Source organism: Streptomyces zingiberis, from assembly GCF_012034935.1.
In the GTDB taxonomy this organism is placed as follows: Bacteria; Actinomycetota; Actinomycetes; order Streptomycetales; family Streptomycetaceae; genus Streptomyces; species Streptomyces zingiberis.
The window spans coordinates 176,005-198,690 of the sequence record NZ_JAATEN010000011.1; the positions used below are offsets into that span (position 1 = coordinate 176,005).

The 22,686-nt window shown below is 75.0% G+C and carries 10 protein-coding genes; 4 read left to right on the forward strand and 6 right to left on the reverse strand.

The genetic code is table 11. The features are described from left to right. Positions 1-142 precede the first annotated feature (142 nt). Together HCK00_RS16270 and HCK00_RS16275 are read left to right on the forward strand one after the other, a co-directional pair. A complete protein-coding gene (locus HCK00_RS16270) occupies positions 143-1,636 on the forward strand; it encodes a DEAD/DEAH box helicase (RefSeq protein ID WP_168102676.1) in 1,494 nt (497 codons plus the stop codon). Positions 1,637-1,802: 166 nt separating this feature from the next. Continuing rightward, positions 1,803-2,141 (forward strand): SCO5918 family protein, encoded by a 339-nt coding sequence (locus HCK00_RS16275; RefSeq protein WP_168102677.1) that lies wholly within the window; start codon positions 1,803-1,805, stop codon positions 2,139-2,141. 228 nt (positions 2,142-2,369) lie between these two features. Here HCK00_RS16275 and HCK00_RS16280 read toward each other — a convergent pair whose 3' ends face one another. Further along, on the reverse strand, positions 2,370-2,726 hold the full coding sequence (locus tag HCK00_RS16280) for a hypothetical protein (protein ID WP_168102678.1): 357 nt from the start codon (positions 2,724-2,726) through the stop codon (positions 2,370-2,372). A gap of 736 nt (positions 2,727-3,462) precedes the next feature. Between HCK00_RS16280 and HCK00_RS16285 the strand changes: the two genes are divergently transcribed. After that, a complete protein-coding gene (locus HCK00_RS16285; RefSeq protein WP_168102679.1) occupies positions 3,463-3,801 on the forward strand; it encodes a MerR family transcriptional regulator in 339 nt (112 codons plus the stop codon). 329 nt (positions 3,802-4,130) lie between these two features. Here the strand turns inward: HCK00_RS16285 and HCK00_RS16290 are convergent, their stop codons facing one another. The 4 genes from HCK00_RS16290 to HCK00_RS16305 all read right to left on the reverse strand — a co-directional run bounded on the left by HCK00_RS16290 (position 4,131) and on the right by HCK00_RS16305 (position 21,349). Next, the gene (locus HCK00_RS16290) at positions 4,131-5,000 is read right to left on the reverse strand and encodes a TauD/TfdA dioxygenase family protein (protein ID WP_168102680.1); all 870 of its coding nucleotides are present in this window, start codon (positions 4,998-5,000) and stop codon (positions 4,131-4,133) included. A gap of 175 nt (positions 5,001-5,175) precedes the next feature. Beyond that, complete coding sequence (locus HCK00_RS16295; RefSeq protein WP_168102681.1) at positions 5,176-15,117, reverse strand: non-ribosomal peptide synthetase; 9,942 nt, start codon at positions 15,115-15,117, stop codon at positions 5,176-5,178. Continuing rightward, positions 15,114-19,124: a non-ribosomal peptide synthetase gene (locus tag HCK00_RS16300; RefSeq protein ID WP_240965617.1), complete on the reverse strand. Its 4,011-nt coding sequence runs from the start codon at positions 19,122-19,124 to the stop codon at positions 15,114-15,116. The genes HCK00_RS16295 and HCK00_RS16300 overlap by 4 nt, the downstream gene beginning before the upstream one ends. Before the next feature lie 896 nt (positions 19,125-20,020). Then, positions 20,021-21,349, reverse strand: coding sequence for a glutaminase (locus HCK00_RS16305; RefSeq protein ID WP_168102683.1), 1,329 nt, complete (start codon positions 21,347-21,349; stop codon positions 20,021-20,023). A gap of 366 nt (positions 21,350-21,715) precedes the next feature. On the opposite strand from HCK00_RS16305, the gene HCK00_RS16310 reads away from it, so the two are divergent. Then, positions 21,716-21,877: a hypothetical protein gene (locus HCK00_RS16310; protein WP_168102552.1), complete on the forward strand. Its 162-nt coding sequence runs from the start codon at positions 21,716-21,718 to the stop codon at positions 21,875-21,877. A 47-nt stretch (positions 21,878-21,924) separates the two neighbouring features. Here the strand turns inward: HCK00_RS16310 and HCK00_RS16315 are convergent, their stop codons facing one another. Then, on the reverse strand, positions 21,925-22,680 hold the full coding sequence (locus HCK00_RS16315; protein ID WP_311765349.1) for a hypothetical protein: 756 nt from the start codon (positions 22,678-22,680) through the stop codon (positions 21,925-21,927). Positions 22,681-22,686 lie beyond the last annotated feature (6 nt).

Consider the following 22,686-nt stretch of genomic DNA (forward strand, 5'->3'; position numbering starts at 1 on the left):
AACGCATTTCCCCATTCGCGCCGCCCGCTTTTCCGGCGGCCCGGACCCGCTTTATTCTGTCACCGGTTCATACTTGCAATTCTCCGTGCTGTTCACCGCTGCGGGAATTCCTTGATATGTGCCGCATCGAGGAAGGTTCCCCATGAACCGCACCCGTACGAACAACCGCTCCGAGCGCGCCCGTAACGGCCGCGCCGACGCCGGGAGGGGCGGCGGCAGCCGCTTCGGCTCGCCCGCGCCGCGCCGTTCCGGTGGCCCGGCCCGTTCCGGTGGTTCCGGCGGTTACGGAGGCCGCCGCAAGCCCGCCCTCCAGGGCGAGTTCGCACTCCCCAAGACGATCACCCCCGCGCTGCCCGCCGTCGCGGCCTTCGCCGAGCTCGACCTGGACGAGCGGCTGCTGGCCGAACTCGGCAGGCAGGGTGTGACCGCGCCGTTCCCGATCCAGGGCGCCACCCTGCCGAACTCCCTCGCCGGACGCGACGTCCTGGGCCGCGGGCGCACCGGCTCCGGCAAGACGCTCGCCTTCGGCCTCGCCCTGCTCGCCCGCACGGCCGGCCGGCGCGCCGAGCCCCGCACGCCGCTGGGGCTCGTCCTGGTCCCCACGCGTGAACTGGCGCAGCAGGTGACCGACGCGCTCACCCCGTACGCCCGCTCCGTGGGGCTGCGGCTCGCCACCGTCGTGGGCGGGATGTCGATCGGCAAGCAGGCCGGGGCGCTGCGCGCCGGCACCGAGGTCGTCGTCGCCACCCCGGGCCGGCTCAAGGACCTCATCGACCGTGGTGACTGCCGGCTGGACCAGGTGGACATCACCGTGCTGGACGAGGCCGACCAGATGGCCGACATGGGATTCATGCCGCAGGTCACCGCGCTCCTCGACCAGGTGCGCGCGGACGGGCAGCGGATGCTGTTCTCGGCCACCCTGGACCGCAACGTCGACCTGCTGGTGCGCCGCTATCTGACCGACCCGGTCGTTCACTCGGTGGACCCGTCGGCCGGCGCGGTCACCACCATGGACCACCACGTCCTGCACGTCCACGGCGCCGACAAGCACGCGACCACCACCGAGATCGCCGCCCGCGACGGACGCGTGATCATGTTCCTGGACACCAAGCACGCGGTGGACCGGCTGACCAAGCACCTGCTCAGCAGCGGGGTCCGGGCCGCCGCGCTGCACGGCGGCAAGTCGCAGCCGCAGCGCACCCGCACTCTGGCGCAGTTCAAGACCGGGCACGTCAGCGTGCTGGTGGCGACCAACGTCGCGGCGCGCGGCATCCACGTCGACAACCTCGACCTCGTCGTCAACGTCGACCCGCCGACCGACCCCAAGGACTACCTCCACCGCGGCGGCCGTACCGCCCGCGCCGGCGAGTCCGGCAGTGTCGTCACCCTCGTCACGCCGGACCAGCGCCGCGCCGTGGACCGCCTGATGTCGGATGCCGGGATCCGGGCGCGGACCACCCAGGTCCGCTCCGGCGAGGAGGCGCTGAGCCGGATCACCGGCGCCCAGGCCCCCTCCGGTGTCCCCGTCGTCATCACCGCGCCGGTGGCGGAGAACCCCAAGCGCCCGTCGTCCTCCCGGGGCCGGCGCCGCCGCCCCTCGGCGGGACGGCGCACCCCGGCGCGCCCGGCCGCCTAGGCCGTCGGTCGCGGGGACACCGACCCCTCCGAAGGACCCACCGTGACCAGTGGTCCGGGTGAGGCACGGGGCCGGCGCGTGCGCCGGCCCCGTGCACCGGACCGTGGGTGAGCCGAACGGGCTCACCCCTCGCCGGACCGTTCCTCCTTTCTCCCTGTGAGGCCACATGCGCTGCGTCATCGCCCGCTTCCCCTTCGAGCTCACCAAGAGCGGTGTGCTGGAGTCGATGAAGGGCGTCAAGCCTGAACCGATCACCGGTGAGTCGGTGATCGTCGGCCGTCGCCGGTACCCCGTCAAGCAGGTCGGGCAGGTCGTCACCCGTCAGGACCGCCGTGACTTCAGCGCCGACGAGGTCCTCCGGGCGATGACCCGGCTCGGGTTCACCTGCCACACCGTCCCCGAGGCCGCGCCGGAGCCCGCCCTCAGCCCGCTCCAGCAGGCCTCCGCGCTGCTCGGCACCCCCGAGTCCGGGCGGCCGGGGGAGCAGGCCCGGGCCGACATCTGAGATCCACGACGGGAAGGGGCCCCGGCCGGCGCGCGCGCCGGCCGGGGCCCCTCTCGCATGTGCTGTGCGGTCCCGGTTCTCCCGGGTCCCCCGTTGCTCCGGGGACAGCGGGTGCCCCGGTCGTTCCGGCGTTCCGGGTGGGCCAGGCGTTCCCGGAGTTCCGGACGCCGAGTCCTCCCGGCGCTCCGGGCGCGCCGCGGGGGAGCCGGCCCCCGTCGGGGTGGCCGCTCAGCGGTCGGAGTAGCTGAAGTCGCCCACCGTCCAGGCGCTGACGTCCTCGATCGCGACACGGTACATCCCGCCCGTCTCCGGGATGCCCACCATGCCCTGGAGGATCCGGGCGACATGGAAGTGCAGATGCGTCGGCGGGCCGTCCGCCGGGGGGGCCTCGAAGACGGAGGAGAACGCGCCCAGGCGGTTCGAATCCGTCAGGACCTCCGACACCCTCTGCCTCCACACCGCTTCGGGGGCCAGCCGGCCGGTGATGACGGCGCCACCGGCGACCACGGTCAGGGACATCTGATTGCTCTGCCCGGATTCCACCAGGGCGGCGACATCAAGCAGCAGCTTGTCACGGATCGACACGAGGCACAGTGTATTCGCCACCCTCCGGGCCGCTCGACCGGCGGTGCCACCTCCTGTGGGCGAGCGCCCGTCCCGGCCTCCGGGGCCGGCCTCCGGGGCCCGGCCCGCTCCGGTCGGTCATACCGCGGCGGCGATGAGTTACCTCATCCAGGAGTGGGGGAAAATCTATGCTGAGCAGAGTAGACATCCGGCACCGGCATGGTTATGGTTTCTCTTGTACCCGAGATCGAGCAGGGCCCGGCAGAGACGGACTGCCGGGCGGCAGTACCCGCAGGACGGTCCGGTCGTGGAGTACCGAAGCCACGGTTGTCGCAGGACGGCGACGGGACTGACGACCGGACCGGGGGCCCGCAGTGCTGAGGGGCCCCGAGAGCAGGACCGCCGCTGACGCACCGGCGATGCGGCGGCGCAGGCAGTACCCGGCAGTTGCGCGGTACCTCGCGGTACCCGTTGATCAGGTGTTCGGCCCAGAGGAATGGAGGACTCCCTCGCCATCAGGATCGCCCGGGCGGGCAGGATGAGCCCGGGTACCGCAGGACTATCGACAGGTAGGTGGTCTCCGGTCACGCATCCGCGATCCCCGCACTCCCCGTCCTCCATCGGATGGGCCTGCGGAACAAGTAGGCCGGTACGGCATGATGACCGGCAGATGGTGTAGCAGTTCCTTCGGGGCCCTGGTGGCAGTACCGCGCCAGGGCCCCTCAACCCGTTCCGCAGAGGCCCGCAGAGAGGTGAGATGACAGCAGGCGAATCCTTCGGCCGTCTCGACGACGACGATTACCCCGCTTACACGATGGGGCGCGCGGCCGAGATGCTCGGCACCACCCCCAACTTCCTCCGGGCCATCGGTGAGGCCCGGCTGATCACCCCGCTCCGCTCGGAAGGCGGCCACCGCCGCTACTCCCGTTACCAGCTGCGGGTCGCGGCCCGCGCCCGGGAGCTCGTCGACCAGGGCACCCCCATCGAAGCGGCCTGCCGCATCGTCATCCTCGAGGACCAGCTCGAAGAGGCCCAGCGCCTCAACGAGGAGTACCGCCGCGCCGCCGGTGCCTCCCAGCCACCGGGAGCTGCGTGACCGGCCGGCACCCGCCGGCGGCCGGTCACGGCGCACCCACCCCACTCCGGTCGTCGCTGATCCTTCCGGCGGCGACCGGGTGACGCGAGGACGGGACGACCGGTGACGCGATGACGCGGTGCCGCGGTGCGCCGGGAGGCAGGGCCCGCCGCTTCGGGGCGGTACCCGGGCCGCTCGGCCGCTACGGGCGACGGCGCGCCACTCGGACGGCGGAGGGGCCCGGCCGCGGCCCCCCGCCCCGCAGTCCGGGGCGGGGAACCCCGGCCGGCCCGGCGCCGGCGCCCGTCTCGTCTGCGGGCCGGGCGCCCCGCCGTCCGGGGCGGGCCCGTTCAGCCCTTGAGGGGGCCGCCGTTGATCGCGATCCGCCGGCCGTAGCGGGTGTGCGGGTAGTAGTCGTAGAGAGCGTGGTGCTGCACGCACCGGTTGTCCCAGAAGACCAGGGTGCCCGGCGCCCAGCGGATCCGGCAGGTGAGCATCGGGCGCTCCACCACGGTGGTGAAGAGCATGGTGAGCAGGGCGTCGCTCTCGTCGGCCGACAGCTGCGGGATGCGCGAGGTGTAGGCCCGGTTGACGTAGAGGATCGGGCGGCCGGTCTCGGGGTGGCGCACCACCACCGGGTGCTCGTTCACCGGGATCTCGTAGTTCGGCGGCACCTGGTAGCCCCGGAAGCTCTGCGCGCCGTCGTGGATGGCGGTCAGCCCGTCGAGCAGGCCGCGCATCGTGGGCGACAGCATCTCGTAGGCGAGGTGCATGTTGGCGAAGAGGGTGTCGCCGCCGCTGCCCCCCGCCGGGGTCTCGGTGATGTGGAGCATCGAGCCGAGGGACGGTTCGAGGTCCGCCGTGCCGTCGGCGTGCCAGGCGTTGCCGGCGACGTTGGCCGCCGCCGCGCTCGTCTTGATCTCCAGGACGTACGGGTCGCCCTCGGGCGGCGGGGGGTTGACGGGCCGCAGCTCCCCGAAGTGACCGGCGAACCGCTTGTGGTCCTCGGTGGTGAGGTCCTGGTCGCGGAAGACCAGCACATGGTGGTCGAGGAACGCCGCCTTGATCTCGGCCAGCTGGGCGTCGGTCAGCCGGCCGAGGTCCACCCCGCCGACCTCGGCGCCGATCACGGGGGTCACGGTCGCCACCGAGATGTGCTCGTAGGCCCGCGGGGGCCTGGTGGTGACGGCTTCGAGCGCGTCGAGTTCGTAGGGCTCCATGGGTACTCCTCGGTGGTCGGTCGGCATGGGTGGAGGCGGGTCAAGTCGGGTCAAGGCGGTTCGAGCTGGTGCGGTTCAGGCCGGATCGGAGTTGGGACGGGGCGGTGAGGAAAGCGTCCGTTCCGTCCGCTGCCCGCGCACCGGCCGGAAGGCGCCGGTGCGCGGGCGGGACGGGTCAGCCCGCCGGGACGGCCTCGGCGATCGCCGCGTTGACGCCCTCCGCCACGGAGGCGGAGTGCGGCGGGCGGACCAGGCCGTAATGCGTGGTGGTGAGCGTCGTGCACCGTGACCCGGGTGGCAGGTGGGGACGGAACAGGGCCTGCCGCTCGGCGGGGGTACCGAGCGCGGGGAGGCCCGCCACGGGCTCCTCGGCGAGCCAGAGCCGGGTGGGGGTGGCGACGACGCGGGGCAGCTGGTGATCCGCCATGCTCCGCAGGTTGTCCCGGCAGCAGCGGGTGAGGCGTTCGGTGTAGGAGCGCGTGAGCTCCCGCGCGCCGGAACCGCCGCTGCCGTCGCCGGCGCGTCCCGGCTCGCCGCCGAGGCCCAGTTCGGCGGCGAACACCGCCTCCAGCTGCGCCTCGTCGTACCCCTGGTACGCCGCTCCGCTGCCGGGGGAGGGCGGGTCCAGCAGATGCAGCGACCCGGCCGGGTGCCCGGCCGCCTCGGCGGCGGCCGCCATCCCGGCGGCCACCCAGGCGCCGAAGGACCAGCCGGTCAGATGCAGGCGCCGGCCGCTCCCGGGGAAGCGGTCCCGCACGGCGGCGAGATAGCGCTCCGCCCGTTCGGTGATGCTCCACCGGGGGTGGCCGGGGTCGCGCAGGGCCGGATCGCTGATCAGGGCGACCGTCAGCCGGGGGTCGAGCGCGGCGGCCAGGGAGCGGTAGGCCTGGATGTCCCCGCCCACCGGATGGATCAGGCACACCACGTCGCGGCCGGTGCCGTCCTGCCAGACCTCGAGCGGGACGGCCGGCGCGGCGTGTGCCCCGCCCGTCTCCGCCCGGGCCGTCTCCTCCTGGGCCGTCTCCGCAAGCGCCGCGTCGAGGTGTCCGGCGATCTCGTCGAGGCTGACCTGATGGCTGAAGCCGGCCAGGTCGAGTTCGACGCCGAAGTCCTCCTCGACGGTGGCAATGAGACTGATGAGCGTCAGTGAATCGGCCCCCAGGTCGTACAGGGAGGCGCCCGGGTCGAGGTGGTCGGCGCCGAGCCACTGGCACAGCCGGGCGGCGATCACCTCGCGTGGCGCCTCCTCGGTGGCGGTGGCGGTGGGGGAGACCGCCGGCGTGTCCGCCGGGGCGGCGGCCGGCCGCCCGGACGGGGTGTAGAACCCGCGTGCGGTCGCCAGGTCCGTGGTGGACACGAGCAGGTGCGGCAGCCCCAGGTCCAGCGCGCGGGCGAAGACGCGCTGCCCCTCCGCCACGGTCAGGCCCACCGCGAGATGGGCCCGGTGCGCCGGGTCCTCCCGCAGCGTGCCCACGGCCATCCCGGTCTCCCGCCACACGTCCCAGGCGAGGGTGAGCCGGGCGGTGGCTTCCCCGGCTTCCCGGCCGCCGTCGCCGTCGCCGTCGCCGTCGCCGTCGCCGTCGCCAATTCTCTCCCCGCTCCCGTTCCCGTCTTCCTGTTCCGGCGCGTCGTGGTGGGCGAAGGCGTCGAGGAAGGCGTTGCCTGCGGCGTAGTCGAGCTGGCCCACGCCGCCGAAGTGCGCGGCCATGGAGGAGCAGTACACCGCGAGCGGCGGCCGGTGTTCCCCGATGAGCCGCTCCACGAGCAGCGCCCCCCGCAGCTTCGGGGCGAGGGCCCGGCGCATCCCGGCCGCGTCGCGGCGCGTGATCAGCCCGCCGGCGGCGACCCCCGCCGCATGCACGACGGAGGCCAGGCCCGTGGTGCGGGCGGTGACGCGGCGGGCCAGGTCCTCCAGGGGCTCGTCCGCCAGGTCGGCCGCGACGAGTTCCACCCGTGCCGCCCACGGTGCGAGGGCGTCGGGGAGCCGTGGCCGGCGGGAGAGCAGCAGGACGCGCCCGGCGGTGTGGGTGAGCAGCCACCGGGCGATGCCGGTGCCCAGCCCGCCGGTGCCGCCGAGGATCAGGTGGTCACCGCCGTGCCCGGCCGGCCACGGGGCCGCGGGATCCGTCCCGGCCGTGGTCACGGGCAGTGTGACCTGCTCCCACCAGTACCCCTGGCGCAGCGCCAGCTGCCGGGGCAGGCCCTCCGGCTCCGTCTCCGCCAGGGCCAGCAGGCCCGCCAGGCGCGGGGCCCAGCCGTCCGGGCCGGGGAGATCGGCCCAGTGCCCCTGCGGGGCGCCCTCCTGGGGCGCCACCTCGGTGACCCCGGCGAGCAGCGCGGCCTCCGGCCGGCTCACCCCGCCCTGGACGGGACGCGCCCCCCAGGAGAGCCACCAGGGAGTGACCGGCACCGTCCGCGGACCGCCGGACACCGCCTGGACCAGCGCGGCCGGGGTGTCCAGACAGGCCCAGGAGGCCCGGTCGAGACCCGCCGGGCCCATCGGCCCGCCGAGCGTGAGCGGCAGGGTGTGCGCCCAGTCGAGGCCGGGGCAGCCCTCCTCGGTCAGCGCGTCGAGTACCCGGCGCAGATGGGCCGGGTCGGTGGGGTCGGCCTCGAAGCGGTCGGCCCCCGTGCGGGCGGACCGCCCGGAGCACTCGACCCACACCACACGCCGTCCCCCGGCCGAAAGGACGTCCACCAGGGCGGGGTCGGCCGGGCCGGCCGCGACGACGACGAGCGGGCGGTGCCCGCGGTCACCGCCGGAACCCTCGGTACCGGCGGGACCGCCGCCGGAGCCGCCGGCGCGGGGAACGGCCGGGGCGCGGCGCAGGCGGACCCACTGTGGCTGGTGCAGCCACTCCGCCTCGGGGAGCCGCTCGGCCCCGGAGGCCCGCCCGGATGCGGAAGGCCCGTCGGTCCCCGCCGGGCGCTCGGGCTCGCGGGGCTCTCCGGGCCCGGCCGTCCGTTCGGGTCCGGCTGCCGCCCGGGCCGCGGCGGCGGGCGCTCCGGCCGGTGCCGTGCCCGCCGGTGCCTCCCCGGCCGGTGCGGGCCCGGCCGGGGACTGTGTCCCGCCCGCCGCCCCGGCCCGCGGGAACGCGTAGTCGGCCAGGTCGAAGGCGGGCGGCGGGAAGTCCCACGGCGCCTGCGCGGTTCCCCCGGGCCAGGCGAGGACCCGGCCGGCGAGCCACGCGGTGGCCAGCTCCGGCGCCTCCCGGCCCGTCACCGGCAGCGGTGGTTCCGCCGCGGCCCGGCCCGTGGAAACCGTCACCGGCTCGGCGGAGCCGTCCGCCACCTTGCGGAGCCAGGCGACGGCCTCCTGCGGGCCGGAGCAGAGGGTGGCGGCGCGCAGCCGCCCGTGCGTCCGGCCCGCCTGAAGGTGGCGCAGCACCTGCCGGTAGGTCCCGGGCCGGCGTTCCAGATGGCCGGCGATGCGGGCCGCGTCCGAGCGCAGGGCAGCCTCCCCGTGGGCGGAGAGCACGAGCAGCGGCGGGGTCTCCCCGCCGGCCCGGTCCGGCTCCGCCGGGGTGCCCGCCTCCAGGACCAGATGGGCGTTGGTACCGCCGATGCCGAAGCTGCTCACACCGGCCACCCGCTCCCGGTCCGCCGGCCAGGGGACGGCCCGCGGGGGGACGTAGAACGGCGCCGGGTCGGGCCCGATCTCCGGGTTGAACGCGCGGAAGCCGGGGGTGGGCGGTATGACGCCGTGGTGGACGGCGAGCGCGGCGCGGATCAGCCCGACCGCCCCCGCGGCCGCGCCCAGATGGCCGATCTGGCTCTTGACCGAGGTGAGGGCGCAACTGCCGGGTTCCGTCGCGCCGAGCGCCTGGCGCAGGGCGTCCGCCTCCACCGGGTCGCCGAGCCGGGTGCCGGTGCCGTGGGCCTCCACATAGGCGACGTCCTGCCCCGCGCGGCCACTGCGGCGCAGCGCCGTGCGGATCGCCGCGCGCTGGCCCGCCCGGGAGGGCGCGCTGAAACTGAGCTTGTCCGCGCCGTCGTTGTTCACCGCCGAGCCGGTGAGCACCGCGTAGACGGTGTCCCCGTCCCGCCGTGCCCGGGTGAGCGGTTTGAGGACGAGCACTCCGACGCCGCTGCCCCCGACGGTGCCGTCCGCGTCGTCGCTGAAGGGACGGCAGTGGCCGTCGGCGGAGAAGATGTGCTGCCGGCGGTGGCGGTACCCCCCGGACAGCGAGAGGTCGACCAGGACCCCGCCCGCGAGCATCACCCCGGCGTCCCCCTGCCGCAGCAGTCCCGCCGCGAGGTGTACGGCGACCAGCGAACTGGAGCACGCCGTCTGGGCGGTGAGGGCCGGCCCGGTGAGCCCGAGGTGGTAGGCGGTCTTGGTGGCGAGGTAGTCCTTCTCGTGGTGGAGGGCGAGCTGGAAGCCGTCGGGCAGCGTCGCGGGGTCGGCCTCCCGGAGCAGCGCCTGGAAGTAGGTGTTCTCACCCGCGCCCACGACGAGTCCGGCGCGCGCGGCGCCGGGGTCGGCGATGCCCGCGTGGGCGAGGGCCTCCGCGCACGCCATCAGGATGTGCCGCTGCTGGGGGTCCATCAGCCGGGCCTCCTGCCGGCTGATGCCGAAGCGGTCCGGGTCGAAGGCGAGCAGCCCGTCCATCTGGCTGCGGGCGCCGACGAGTCCCTCGGCCGCCTCGAAGTACTCGATGCCGCTCCGTCCCGAGGTGGCCAGCTCCCAGAAGGCGGCCAGGTCCCCGGCGCCCGGCGCGCGCACGGCCATCCCCACGACGGCGATCGGCTCGCCGGCCGGCCCGGGGTGCCCCGCCCCGGGGGACGGTTCCTCCCGCGGCGCCGGCGACGCCCGGCGGGCCCGGCCGGCGGGGTCTGCCTGGCCGGCGGGGCCGGCGGGGTCAGTGGGGTCGGCGGGGTCGGTGTGGTCCGCGCGGTCGAGGGCGCGGGCGAGCCGGCGGACGGTGACGTGCTCGAAGAGTTCGGCGATGGTGATCCGCAGCCCGAGGACGGTGGTGCAGCGCAGGTGGAAGCGCATCAGGTCGAGACTGGTGGCGCCCGCCTCGAAGAACGTCCGGTCGGCCCCGATGGCGATCCCCGTCGCCTCCTCGAACGCGGCGAGCAGCTCGTCCTCCCGCGCGGACGGCGCCGGGGCGGACGCGGTGGCGGAGCCGGCGCCGGCGGAGGGCACGGCGGTGCCGTGGCCCGGGCCGGCCGGGCGGCCCCCGGCGGCGCCGGAACGCGGTTCCTCCGCCGGTTCCACGGCGGGCGCGCGCAGGGCGGCGTCCCGGTCCAGCTTGCCGCTCGGGGTGCGGGGCAGCTCCGTCAGCAGCCGGAACCGGTCGACGCGCACATGCGCCGGCAGCAGCCCGGCCAGATGTTCCCGCAGGGCGGCCGGCGAGGGAGCCGCCCCCCGGCACTGCAAGGAGGCCACGAGCTTCCCGCCGGTCACGGCCACGACGGCCCCCACGACCGCGGGATGGCTGAGCAGAGCCGCCTCGACCTGGCCCAGCTCCAGCCGGTGGCCGCTCAGCTTGATCTGGTCGTCCGCGCGGCCCAGGAAGTGCAGGAAGCCGTCCGGGCCGAAGAGGGCGCGGTCCCCGCTGCGGTAGAATACGCCCTCCCGCCCCGGCAGCCGCGTGAACCGCTCGGCGTTGAGCCGGTCGTCGTCCAGGTAGCAGGGGGCGTCCACCACCCCTCCGATGAGCAGCTCGCCCGGGCAGCCCGGCGGCACGGGCAGCCCCGCCTCGTCGGTGACCAGCAGGAGCGCGCCCGCGACGGGCCCGCCGATGGCGGGGGTGTCCGGCCACCGTGCCGGGTCGCCGTCCAGGCGGAGCCCGCTGACGACATGGGTCTCCGTCGGCCCGTAGTGGTTGAACAGCCGGGAGCCGGGCATGCCGGAGAACCAGCGGCGGATCGCGTCGGTGCAGACCAGCTGCTCGCCGGCGGTCACCACCTCCCGGAGGCGGGAGGGGTGGCGGCCCAGGTGGGCGCCGTGCTCGGCGAGCATCTGGAGTGCCACGAACGGCAGGAAGATCCGTTCGATACCGGCCGACTCCAGCCGGTCCAGCAGCGCGGGGACGTCCTGGCGCAGGCCCGGCTCCACGAGGTGCAGGCAGCCGCCGGAGCACAGGGTGGAGAAGATCTCCTGGAACGACACGTCGAAGGAGAGCATGGAGAACTGCTGTGTCGCGGCGGGACCGCCGAGGCCGCCCGCGCCCTCCTGCCACTGGAGGAGATTGCACAGGGTGCGGTCGAAGACGCGGACGCCCTTGGGCACACCGGTCGACCCGGAGGTGAACAGCGTGTACAGCGGCCGGGTCCCCTGATGGAAGGGGTGGGCGGGGAAGACGGGGGGCGCGCTCCCGCCGGCTGTGTCTGCCGTGTCTGCCGGAGGCAGGAGCACCGTGCGGCGCGGCACGCCCCCGGGATCGACGGCGTCGAACGCCGAGGCGTCACCCGGCGGCAGCAGCACGCACAACGGGGCCGTCCGCGCCAGGATCTGCCGCAGCAGCGCGGGCGGGTACGAGGGGTCCAGCGGCACGGCGGTCACGTTCAGCCGGGCCAGCGCGAGCAGCGCCACCACGTGCTCGGCGGACGGTTCCATGAACAGGGCCACGTGGCACGGCCGCCCGGGGCCGGGCGGGACCGCGTCCGCCAGTTCGGCGGCGAGCGCCGCCGCCCAGGCGTCCAGCGTGCGGTAGTCCACCGGCCCGCCGGTGGTCATCAGCGCCGGCGCGCCGGGGGTCCGCGCGACCTGCCGGGCGAAGCCCTCGGCGATCGTCGTCCAGGCCGGCGCGGGCGCCGCGCCGCGCCCCGGCTCGGGCAGTGCGTGCCGGTATGCGGTGGCCAGGCCGGCCGGGGTGGCGGGGCCGTTCCCGGTGGGGCCGTCCCCGGTGAGGGCGTCCAGCCCGTCGCGGAAGAGGCCGGCCGCCGCCTCGGCCCGCGCGGCGGAGAAGTGCTCGGCCGCGTACTCCCACAGGCAGTCCAGGCCCTCGGGGCGCTCGATCACCGACAGCGTCATGGGGCACTTGGCCCCGGCCGGCGCGGGCCACCGCGGGGCGGACGCGCAGCCGGGCAGCCGCAGCGCCGTGAAGTCCGTGTTCTCCAGGACGAAGAGGAAGTCGAACGGGGTACCGGATCCGGCCGTGGCGCCCTGCCCGCGCAGGACATCGGCCAGCGCGACGTCCTGCCGCTCCAGCACCGCCCCGGCGTCGCGGCCCAGCCGCGCCAGCTCCTGGCGGAGATCCGCCTCCGGCGCCACCCTCAGCGGCAGCAGCACCGTGTTGGCGAACATGCCGACACTGCGCTCGAACTCCCGCACGGGGCGGCCCGCGACCGGCGCGGCGATCCGCAGCCCGGTGTGGCCGGTCACCCCGTACAGCGCCCAGGCGTAGACGCCGAGCAGCACCTGGAAACGCGTCAGGCCCAGGTCGGCGCAGAGCCGGTCGAGGGCCGCGCGGCGTCCGGCGTCCAGGGAGACATGGAGCAGGCCGGCGGCCGCGGAGCCCGCCGCGGGGGGAGGGGAGACGGGCCGGAGCGGGGCGTCCGGCGCCGCGGGGGCCGCCTCGGCGTAGTGGGCCAGCAGCGCGGTGCGCCGGGCGGCGTAGTCCGGGCCGGCCTGCCACTGCCGCTGCCAGGGGGCGAAGTCCAGCGGGGTGGGGGCGGGGTCCGGCGCGGCAGTGCCGTCCCCGGGGTGGCCCGTGCCACCGTCCGCGGGCGCCGCCCCGCTCGCCGGGCCGGCCGTGCCGGCCGCCGGGCGGTCCGGCCCGTCGCCGGTGAGCGCCGCGGTGTACTCCTCCGACAGGTCGTCCAGCAGGACGTTGACCGACCAGCCGTCGACGGCGATGTGGTGCAGATGGAGGAGGAGCGTCCCGCCCTCGCCGGACGGCAGCAGGCACGCCCGCAGCATCCGGGGGCGCGACAGGTCGAACGGGACCGCGAAGAACGCCTCCTGAGCGGCCTGCCCGTCCGCGCCCTCCGCCGGGGCGGGCCCCTGTTCAGCGGCCTGCCGCACCGCGGACGCCTGGGGGGCCGTCTCCGCCGGCTCCTCCCACGGGTCGTACGCCTCGCCCACCACCTGCGACAGCCCCTCCGCCGACGGCTCGAAGCCGGTGCGCAGCGCGGGGTGGCGCGCGACCAGCCGGCGCAGCGCCCGGCGCAGCGCCGGGAGGTCGATCCGGCCCTCCAGCGCGAAGGCGAACCGGACGTCGTACGCGCGGGAGTGGGGCGAGCGCTGCTGGATCAGCCACAGGCGCTGCTGTTCACCGGTCGCGGGGGCGGACGTCCCGCCGGCCGCGGTGACGGCCGGGTACGCGGGCGCGCCGTGCTCCGGGGCGTCCGCGACGGCCCGGGCCAGCGCGGCCATGTCGCCGCCCAGGACCAGGCTCTGCGGCGGATCGAACCCCCAGCGCCGCCGGATCTCGAACCGCAGCCGCAGCGCCTTCAGGGAGTCGCCGCCGCAGGCGATCCAGGTGTCGGACGGCCGCAGATCCGGCATCCGCAGGATCCGGCCGGCCAGCTCCAGCAGCTCCCGCAGGACCGGGTCGGCGGAGTCACCGGCACCGTCCCCACCGGCACCGGCACCGGCACCGGCACGACCGCCGTCCCCACCGCCGCCGTCCGGCCGCCAGGGCGGGTCGGTGCGGTCCAGCAGAGCGGCCTCGTCGACCTTGCCGTTGGCCGTCAGCGGCAGCGCGTCCACCCGGTGGAGCCGGTGCGGGCGCATGTAGGCGGGCAGTGCGGCGGCGAGGTGCCGGTCGAAGTCCTCCCAGGTCAGCCCGGGTTCCACGACGAGGTGGGCGACGAGTTCGACCGGTCCGCCGGCGCCGTCCCGGGGGGCGGAGACATGGGCCTGGCGGACGGCGGGATGGGCGAGGATCCGCTGCTCCAGCTCACCGGGTTCCACCCGGAACCCGCGGACCTTGACCTGGCGGTCGGCCCGCCCGACGTACTCGATGTCGCCCCGCTCGTTCAGCCGGACCAGGTCGCCCGTGCGGTAGTGGAGCTCCTCCGCCCCGTCCGGCCCGGGTGCGGGCACGAAGCGGCGCGCGGTCTCCTCCGGCAGGTTGCGGTAGCCGGTGGCGAGCCCCGCCCCGGTGAGCAGGAGTTCGCCCACGGCGCCGGGCTCGGCCGGCCGGGTGGTGCCGGGGACCGCGACGAGCGCGCCGGTCCGGGGCAGGGGCCTGCCGACCGGCACCACCGGGGCGTCGAAGTCGCGCGGTACGGGGTGGCAGAGGGCGAAGGTGGCGCACTCCGTCGGCCCGTAGACGTTGTGGAGCCGGGTGGCGCTGCCGGCGTTGTGGCGGTACCAGGAGCGGATCAGGCGGCTGTTGAGCTGTTCCCCGCCGACGAGCAGCTGCCCGAGGCCCGCGAAGCAGCCGGGGACCGCGTCGACGACGGCGTTGAACAGGGCCGTCGTCACGAAGGCGGTGTCGACGCGCTCACGCAGCAGGACCTCGGCGAGCCGCTCCGGGGTCTGGAGGTCGGCGTCGGCCAGGACGACACAGCAGCCGCCGGTCAGCAGCGGGACCCAGACCTCGAAACTCAGCGCGTCGAAGGCGGGGTTGGCCAGGCAGGCGTAGCGCGCGCCGGGCTCCAGGCGGAGGTAGCCGGGTTCGGCGAGCCGCAGGATGCCCGCGTCGGGCACCGTGACGCCCTTGGGGCGGCCCGTCGTTCCCGAGGTGTAGAAGACGAAGGAGTCCGGCGGGCCGCCGGCGGGGGGAGGGAGCGGGCCGCCGGTGTCCCGGCCGGCCGTCAGGAGGTTGTCCGCGGGCAGGGGCGTGACGCCGGGCGGCAGGCCGTGCGGCCCCTCGCCCGCGTGTACGAACGCCACCGCGCCGGAGTCCGTGAGGATGTGGTCGCGGCGCTCCGGGGGGCTCTGGAGGTCCAGCGGGACGACGCGGGCGCCGAGCCGGAGGACCCCCAGCATCACGCAGACGAGCCGCCAGGACCGGGGCAGGCCCACGGCGACCGCGTCCCCGGGGCGCACCCCCCGGTGGAGCAGCGCGGCGGCCATGCCGGCCGCCGCCGCGTCCAGGCCGGCGTAGCTCAGGACCCGCGGGCCGTCGCTCACCGCCGGGGCGTCCGGGGTGCGCAGGGTCTGCTCGTGGACGGCGCGGGCGAGGCCGGCCGGGGTGGTGGAAGTCCGCATCATGCCCCCCGCGTGGTGGGTTCCGGGCGCCGGGCGCCGAGCCGTTCGAGTTCGCCGGTGATCAGCCCGGCGATGAGCGGCACGCGTTCGCCCTCCAGCACATCCCAGTGGCCGCCGTCGATCCGCTCCACCCGGAAGCCGCCGCGGGCCCGGTCCTGCCAGAAGCGGCGCAGCTCCGCCTCGGCCGCGGCCGCCCCGGCGGCGTCCTCGGCCTCCGCGTCCGCCTGGACGAGCAGCAGCGGGGCGTCCGTCGGCCGGGGGGTGTGGTCGCGGGCCGCGGCCCGGTTGTGGTTGTAGGTCCGGAAGTACCGGTCGATCTGGGCGTCGTCGATGCCCGGGTACATGCCGTTGAAGCGGATCAGCTTCTCGCGGAACTCGTCCGCGCCGACCGGGGCGAACGCGGCCCGCCGCGTCTCGTCGTCCGTGCCGTGCGTGTCGAGCAGGACCACGGCGGTCCGCCGGTGACCGCCGGCCGCGAGCCGGCGTCCCATCTCGTGCGCGACCAGCCCGCCGTAGGACAGCCCGCACAGCACCAGGGGCTCCTCCGGCGCGGGCCGCAGGAGCGTCAGGTAGTGCTCCGCCATGGCCTCCACGGACGGCAGCGGCTCCTGGCCGGGCTCGATCCCCGGTGCCTGGACACCGTGGACGGCGATCCCCTCGGGCAGCGCCGTGGCCAGCCCCAGATAACAGAAGGCCGTGCCACCGGCCGGATGGACGCACACCACCCGCCCGGGGCCGTCGCCGCCGGCGCGGAACTCGATCAGGGAGTCGCCGGGCCGGGACGGCGCCCCCTCGCGGACGCGGGCCGCCAGCCGTTCGATCGTGGGGTGCTCCAGCACCTCACGGATCGGCAGGTGCCGGCCGAACTCCTCCTGGATCAGATGGGCGACCTTGATGGCGGACAGCGAGGTGCCGCCGACGGCGAAGAAGTCGTCGATGATCCCGATGCCGGGGTGGAGGAGGACCTGCCGCCAGATCCGGTACAGGGCCATCTCGACCCCGTCGCGCGGGGCCCGGGCGTTGACCTGGCCGGGAGACGCCTCGCGGGCGCGTTCGAGCAGGGCCCGGCGGTCCAGTTTGCCGCTGCGGTTGAGCGGCAGCCGGGGGAACTCCGCGAACAGGGCGGGGATCATGTAGTCCGGCAGCCGGTCCGCCAGGGCGGCGCGCCACTCGTGGGGGAGCAGGGGCGGCCCCTCCGCCCGCGCCACGCCCGCCACCAGCAGGGGCTCCCCGCCCTCGCCGCGGTCGGCCAGCACGGCGGCCTCCGAGACGCCGGGGAGTTCACGCAGCACCGCGGCGATCTCACCGGGCTCGATGCGGAAGCCGCGGAGCTTGACCTGGTCGTCGGCGCGGCCGACGAACTCGAAGTTCCCGTCGGGGAGCAGCCGGGCCAGGTCCCCGGTGCGGTAGAGCCGTTCGCCGGGGCGGAACGGATCGGGCAGAAACCTTTCCTCAGTCAGGTCGGGCCGGTTCAGATACCCCTGCGCCACCCCGGCCCCGCCGATGTGGACCTCACCGGTGACCCCGCGCGGCACCGGCCGGCGCCGCCGGTCCAGCAGATGGATCCGGGTGTTCCGTACGGGCCGGCCGATCGGGCACCTGCCGTCCACGTCCCGCGGCTCGTTGTGGGTGATGCTGTAGACCGTGGTCTCGGTGGGCCCGTAGACGTAACAGATCCGCAGGCCGGGCAGGACCTGGCGCATCCGGTGCAGGGCCGCCTCCGGCAGCGGCTCCGCGCCCGTCGCCACCTGACGCAGCGCCAGGCCGCGCAGCCGCTCCTCCGGGTTCTCGTCGATCCACGCGATGTACGCCGCCGGCAGCCAGGCGTGCACGACGCGGTGCGCGCGCAGCCAGTCCATCAGCTCCGCCGGATCCCCCCGGAGGCGCTCGGGCACGAGGTGCACGGTGGCACCCGTGGTGAGCGGCACGAACAGCTCCTGCACGGACGCGTCGAAGCCGATGCTCGCCCAGGCCGAGGAGGCCTCACCGGCCGTGGCCCCGTACGTGGCCAGCCAGTTCTCCACGAGGTTGACGACATTGCCGTGCGGGACCGCCACGCCCTTGGGGCGGCCGGTCGAGCCGGAGGTGTAGATGACGTAGGCGAGGTGGGAGGGGCGGACCTCGACCCCGGGGGAGTCCTCGCGTTCCTGCTCCCGCTCCACCCCGGTCAGCGGCAGCCAGTCCCCGGGCGGCGTCCCGGCGTCGCTCAGCACCAGGCGCGGCGCGGCCTCCTCGACGATCACCGCCAGCCGGCCGGCCGGCTGGCCGGGGTCGAGCGGCAGGTACGCGGCGCCCGCCTTGAGGATGCCCCAGATGCCCACCAGCAGCTCCACCGTGCGGCCGCAGTGCAGCCCGACGACGTCACCGGGGCCGGCCCCCCGCGCCCGGAGGGAGTGGGCGAGCCGGTTGGCGCGCCGGTCGAGCGCGGCGTAGTCCAGCCGCGTGTCCCCGGCCACGACGGCGGCCGTGTCCGGCCGCTCCCGCACCTGCCGGTCGAACAACTCCAGCAGGCCGGTCTCCGGCGGGCCGGTGACCGGGCCGCTGCCCAGCGCCAGCAGTTCCTCGTGTTCCCGCTCGTCGAGCAGGTCGAAGTCCGCGGCGCTCCGCCCGGGGCCGGCCGCCAGCTGCTCCAGGATCCGCGTCAGACGGCGGGCGTGCCGGCGCGCCGTGTCCTCGTCGAACAGGTCGCGGGCGTAGTCCAGATACCCGCCGATCCCCCCGTCCTCCTCGTGGAGCGACAGGGTGAGGTCGAACTTGGCGGGCGCGACCTCGATGGCGAGCGGCTCGGCCCGGACCCCGTCGAGGTCGAGAAGGTCCTTGCGGGAGGTGCCCCAGGCGAGCATGGTCTGGAAGAGCGGGCCGTGGGAGAGGCTCCGCCGCGGGTTGACGGCGGTCACCACCCGTTCGAAGGGCAGGTCCTGATGGTCCAGCGCGCTCCGGAGGGAGGCGCGGACGCGGGCGAGTGCCTCGGCGCCCGTCGGGTCCCCGGACAGGTCGGCCCGGTGCGCGAGCGAGTTGACGAAGAACCCGACCAGCTCGGCGGCGCCGGGGCCGCGGCGCCCCGCCACCGGGATGCCCACCACGGTGTCCGACTCACCCGAGAGCCGGGAGAGCAGCAGATGCCAGCCGGTGAGCACGGCCGCGAAGAGGGTGCACCGCTGCTCGCGGGCCACCGCCCGCAGCGCCGTGGTGACCTCCGGGGAGATCCGGACTCCGACCCGGCCGCCCCGGTGGCTCGGGCGCGCGGGGCGGGGCCGGTCCGTGGGCAGCGGGAGCAGCGCCGGAGCGTCCTCCAGGTAGCGGGTCCAGAAGTCCGCCTGCGCGGCGGCCCGGGGGCTCTCCGCCCACTCCTGCTGCCGCCGGCAGTGGGCGGAGAACGAGGTGGTGAGCGGGGGCAGCGGGTCCGCCTCGCCGCGGAGCAGGGCCCCGTAGAACGCGCCCAGTTCGCGCAGCATGATCTCCATGGACCCGCCGTCGACCACGGCGTGGTGGAAGGTCAGCAGGAGAGCGTGGTGCGGCTGCTCCGGGCGGCGTGATTCCGCTGAGCCTGGGGACCGCCCCGTCCGCCGGGGGTCGCGCAGGATGATCAGCCGCCCGCGGGCCAGCGGCCCGCCGTTCAGGTCGAACGGGGTCTCGCACTCCGCGCGCTGGGCCTCGGCCAGCAGCGCCTCCGGGTCGGGTTCCCCGCTGAAGTCCTCCACCGTGAGGGGGTAGCCCGCCGCCACGGGCGCGATCTCCTGCCGGGCCTCGCCGTCCACCGGGACGAACCGGGTGCGCAGCGGCTCGTGCCGCGCGGCGAGCAGATCCAGCGCCCGGGCGAGCAGCGTCCGGTCCAGCGGGCCGTGGAGGTGGAACGACAGGGGCTCGTTGTACGCCGTCTCGGCGCCCTCCGTCTGGGAGAGGGCCCACAGCCGCTGCTGGCCGGAGGACAGCGGCGGGCGGATTCCGGGAGCGGAGTCCCGGGGGGAGAGCTCGGGGGAGCGGGGGACGGGTGCGTGTGTCGCCGACAAGTGCGGCCCTTCTGCCGTGCGGGGAACGAGAGACTTCGTGGGGCGGCTGAGGTGACAGATACGTGAGTGGTCCATGGGGCCGATATGTGCCCATGATTGGACTCTGGTTCTGATCATGTCAACGGGCCCCCGCCGCCCTGCCCCGCCCGGACAACTCGCCGGTGCGCGAGGCGCTTCGGCCGAGGCCGGGCGGCGCGCGGGGGCCTGCCCGAACGGACAGGAAAGCGGCCTACCCGGTGGACCGTGGGGCCCTGGGCGGACCGCAACGGGACCGGCCCGGAGGGCGGGCTTGATCTCCCGGCTGCGCCCGATCCGCCTGGTCCGGCCGGTCTTCGCCCGCGCCTGATCCGCGATCCCCTGATACTGATCCGCCGACCGCCCATCCGCCGGCGCGCGACGGTCAACGGCCACGGCGGCGACAACTGGACCCGCGTCATCGACAGCATCCGGGCCGGACGCTGACCCGGGCCGGCCGGCGCCGGGCGGGCGGACAACGCCCGCCCGGGGCTGTGCCGCCCGGGCTCCGTGACCCGGGGCTCCGCGCCTCGTCGTGACCTGCCGGCCGCGTGCCCGGGACGATCAGCGGCCGCCGCGCACCGCAGGAACCCGCGCCCGGCCCGCGCTGCCGCCGGTCGGGCCTCCGAGCGCCGGGCGGGCCCGGGGAAGAGCGGATCTCCCGGCTTCCTGCCCTGCCTCGCCGGGCTGCACGAGAGCGCCGCAGCCCGGCGAGGCCCGGCGGTACCCGTCCGCGGCGACGGGAATCCGCGCGCTGCCCGCGAGGGGCGTCCTCCGCACTCCAGCGGTCCCAGGAACTCCCCGCGCGAATCCCCGGGGGCCTTACGCGACGGAGCGAGGCCGGTGCGCGAACGCGGGCGCCGGGTCCCGCCGTTCCCGCGTCAGCCCTTGCCCTCCCGCGCGGGGCGGCCCTCGCCCTCGACCGCCTCGCGGAGCGCGATCACCGCCTCTTCCACACGGCCGACGACGGTGACCCTGCCCCCGTCACCGGGGTCGGGATCGGGCACGAGCGTTTCCGGGTCGACGAGGTAGACCTCGTGCCCGTCCAGCGTGAGCCGCCGGACGATCTCCAGCAGCATGCGCCGCGAGACGTCATCGATCGAATGGACCATCGTGAGGTCCAGGGCCACCCCGAGCTCCCGGGGAGCGGTCTCCACGGACTCCCGGACCACCTTCTCGGCCGCGGCGAAACCGATCCCGCCTTGCAGCTGGAGGACCCGGAGCGCCTCCGCTCCGCCGCCCACGACGTGGTTCGACCGCACGACCGCGCGCGCGGGGGCCGGGACCTCCATCACATGCAGTCCCATGTCGGAGGAGAACCGCTCGAAGAGGGACACCCCGCGCACGCTGTTCCCGTGGACGTCCAGCCGTGGCGAGAAGGTGGCGATGCCGATCTGGCCGGGCAGCGCGCCGATCAGGCCTCCGGCCACGCCGCTTTTCGCCGGAATGCCGACCTGGGTCGCCCAGTCACCGGCCGCGTCGTACATCCCGCAGGTGGACATGACACTCAGCACCTGGCGCACCACCGGCTCGCGAATCACCTGCTCGCCCGAGAGCGGGTTGACCCCGCGGTTGGCCAGGGTCGCGGCCATCATGGCCAGATCCCGCGTGGTGACGAGCAGGGAGCACTGGCGGGTGTAGCCGTCGACGACGGCCGTCGGGTCCTCGGCGAGGATGCCGTGGCTGCGGAGCATATGGGCGATGGCGAGATTGCGGTGCGCGTGCTCCATCTCCGACGCGTACACCGACTCGTCCACCGCCAGCCGGCGGCCGGCGAACGCCGAAAGACCCTGGACCACGCGTTCCAGGCGCTCCGCCGGATTCATGCCCTCCGAGCCGGCCAGCGCGTGCGTGGTGATCGCACCGGCGTTGATCATGGGATTGCGGGGGCGTCCGGTATCGCTTTCGAGGGAGATCTCGTTGAACGCCTCTCCCGAGGGCTCGACACCGACTTTGGCGAGCACGGGACCGAATCCGCGGTCCGACAGGGCCAGAGCGTAGGCGAACGGCTTGGAGATCGACTGGATCGTGAACTCGGTGTCGACGTCACCGGCACCGTAGACCTTGCCGTCGACGGTCGCGAAGACCGCCCCGAGGCGGTCGGGATCCGCCGCCGCCAGCTCGGGGATGTACCCGGCCGGCTCTCCGGAGGTGTCCGGCTCGACATCTCCCAGGACCTCGGCCAGATAGTCGGGAACGACCGACCGCATGCGTTCTCCTCCGTGCAGATGGGAAATTTCCGGACTGTGCGTCGCCGCGAGGTAGCCGTGGTGCGTGAGTCTTCCTGGTCCCTGCCGGCGCCTCCGCGAACCACACCGTCGATGTGCGGCCGATGAGACCACATGCGCCAGTCCGTGCGGCGCGAGGTGCCGGCATCGCCCCGGCGACCCTAACCGATCTTGCCGTTCGTGTGCGTTCGCCCGGTTCGTCGCCGGGCGTCGGTAACTCGGGTACGGAGCCCTGTCGTCACCATTCCACCTCGTCGGGGCGGCGCTTGGAACCCGAACCGGGACGCGCTACGCAAGCGACGGATCCTGCCTGTCATCTCGCGCAAGGGCTGCCCGAACATCAAGGGGATGGGCAAGCTCCGCTACGTCGTCGAGCAGACCTTCGCGCTCCTCCATCACTTCAAGCGTCTCGCCGTCCGCTGGGAACGCCGCACCGAACTCCACGACGCCTTCGTCTCGTTGGCTTGCAGCCTGATCTGCTGGAGACGCCTCAAGAGGACACGCACATGATCGTGTTACGAGCTCTTGGGGACCGGGCGCCGCCGCCCGGTTCACGATCACGTCCCGTAGTCCTCCACGTAAGTGGCAATCAGGTCGAGCAGGGTGTCGGCCCGGTGCCGGTCCTCGTGCTGGGCGCGCAGAGCCTCGTCGGCGGCCCGGAGGCGGGTCAGGGCGGCGGGTTCACCGTCCACTACGTCGTCCACCAGCGGCGAGGTGACAAGGTCCAGGCACTCGGTGAGCAGGCGACGGGTGGCCGGGGAGGGAGGAGCCGGGTCGGGGTCGGTGTACACGGTGGTCAGGTACCGCGCGGGGTCGGTGAGGCTCCAGCCGACGACTGCGCCGTCCTGGACGAGAAGCGCCACGTCGGGTGCGATGCCGACGCAGGCATCCATGGGTCTGTCGAGGACGTCGAGGTCACGGAGGCAGGCCAGCACGGCATCGCCGGGAGCCCGGCATAGCACCGTACACAACTCGTGGCGGAAGTCCCGGACCTCGTCCGCACGGAGCCCGCCCGGGCGAACCTCGGGCATGACGGGAACGCCGGCGAAGGTCTCGGCGTTCGCGGACACATACGGCATCTGGAGTTCGGCCCCGACCAGCTGCCGGCTGTCCTGGTCGAACCGGAAGACGTCAGGCGTATCCCACAGGCAGTGCTGGCTACCGAAGCTACGCGCGACGAACCGCTCGCGCTCCATCACGTCCGCATAGTCCATGACGCGCACGGAGTCGCCTGCGAAGCGAGGGGTGGTGTGCAGCGGATCGTCCGTCACCGTTGCACGCCAGTCGCCGTCGAACGACAGTTTCATGGTCATTCCTGC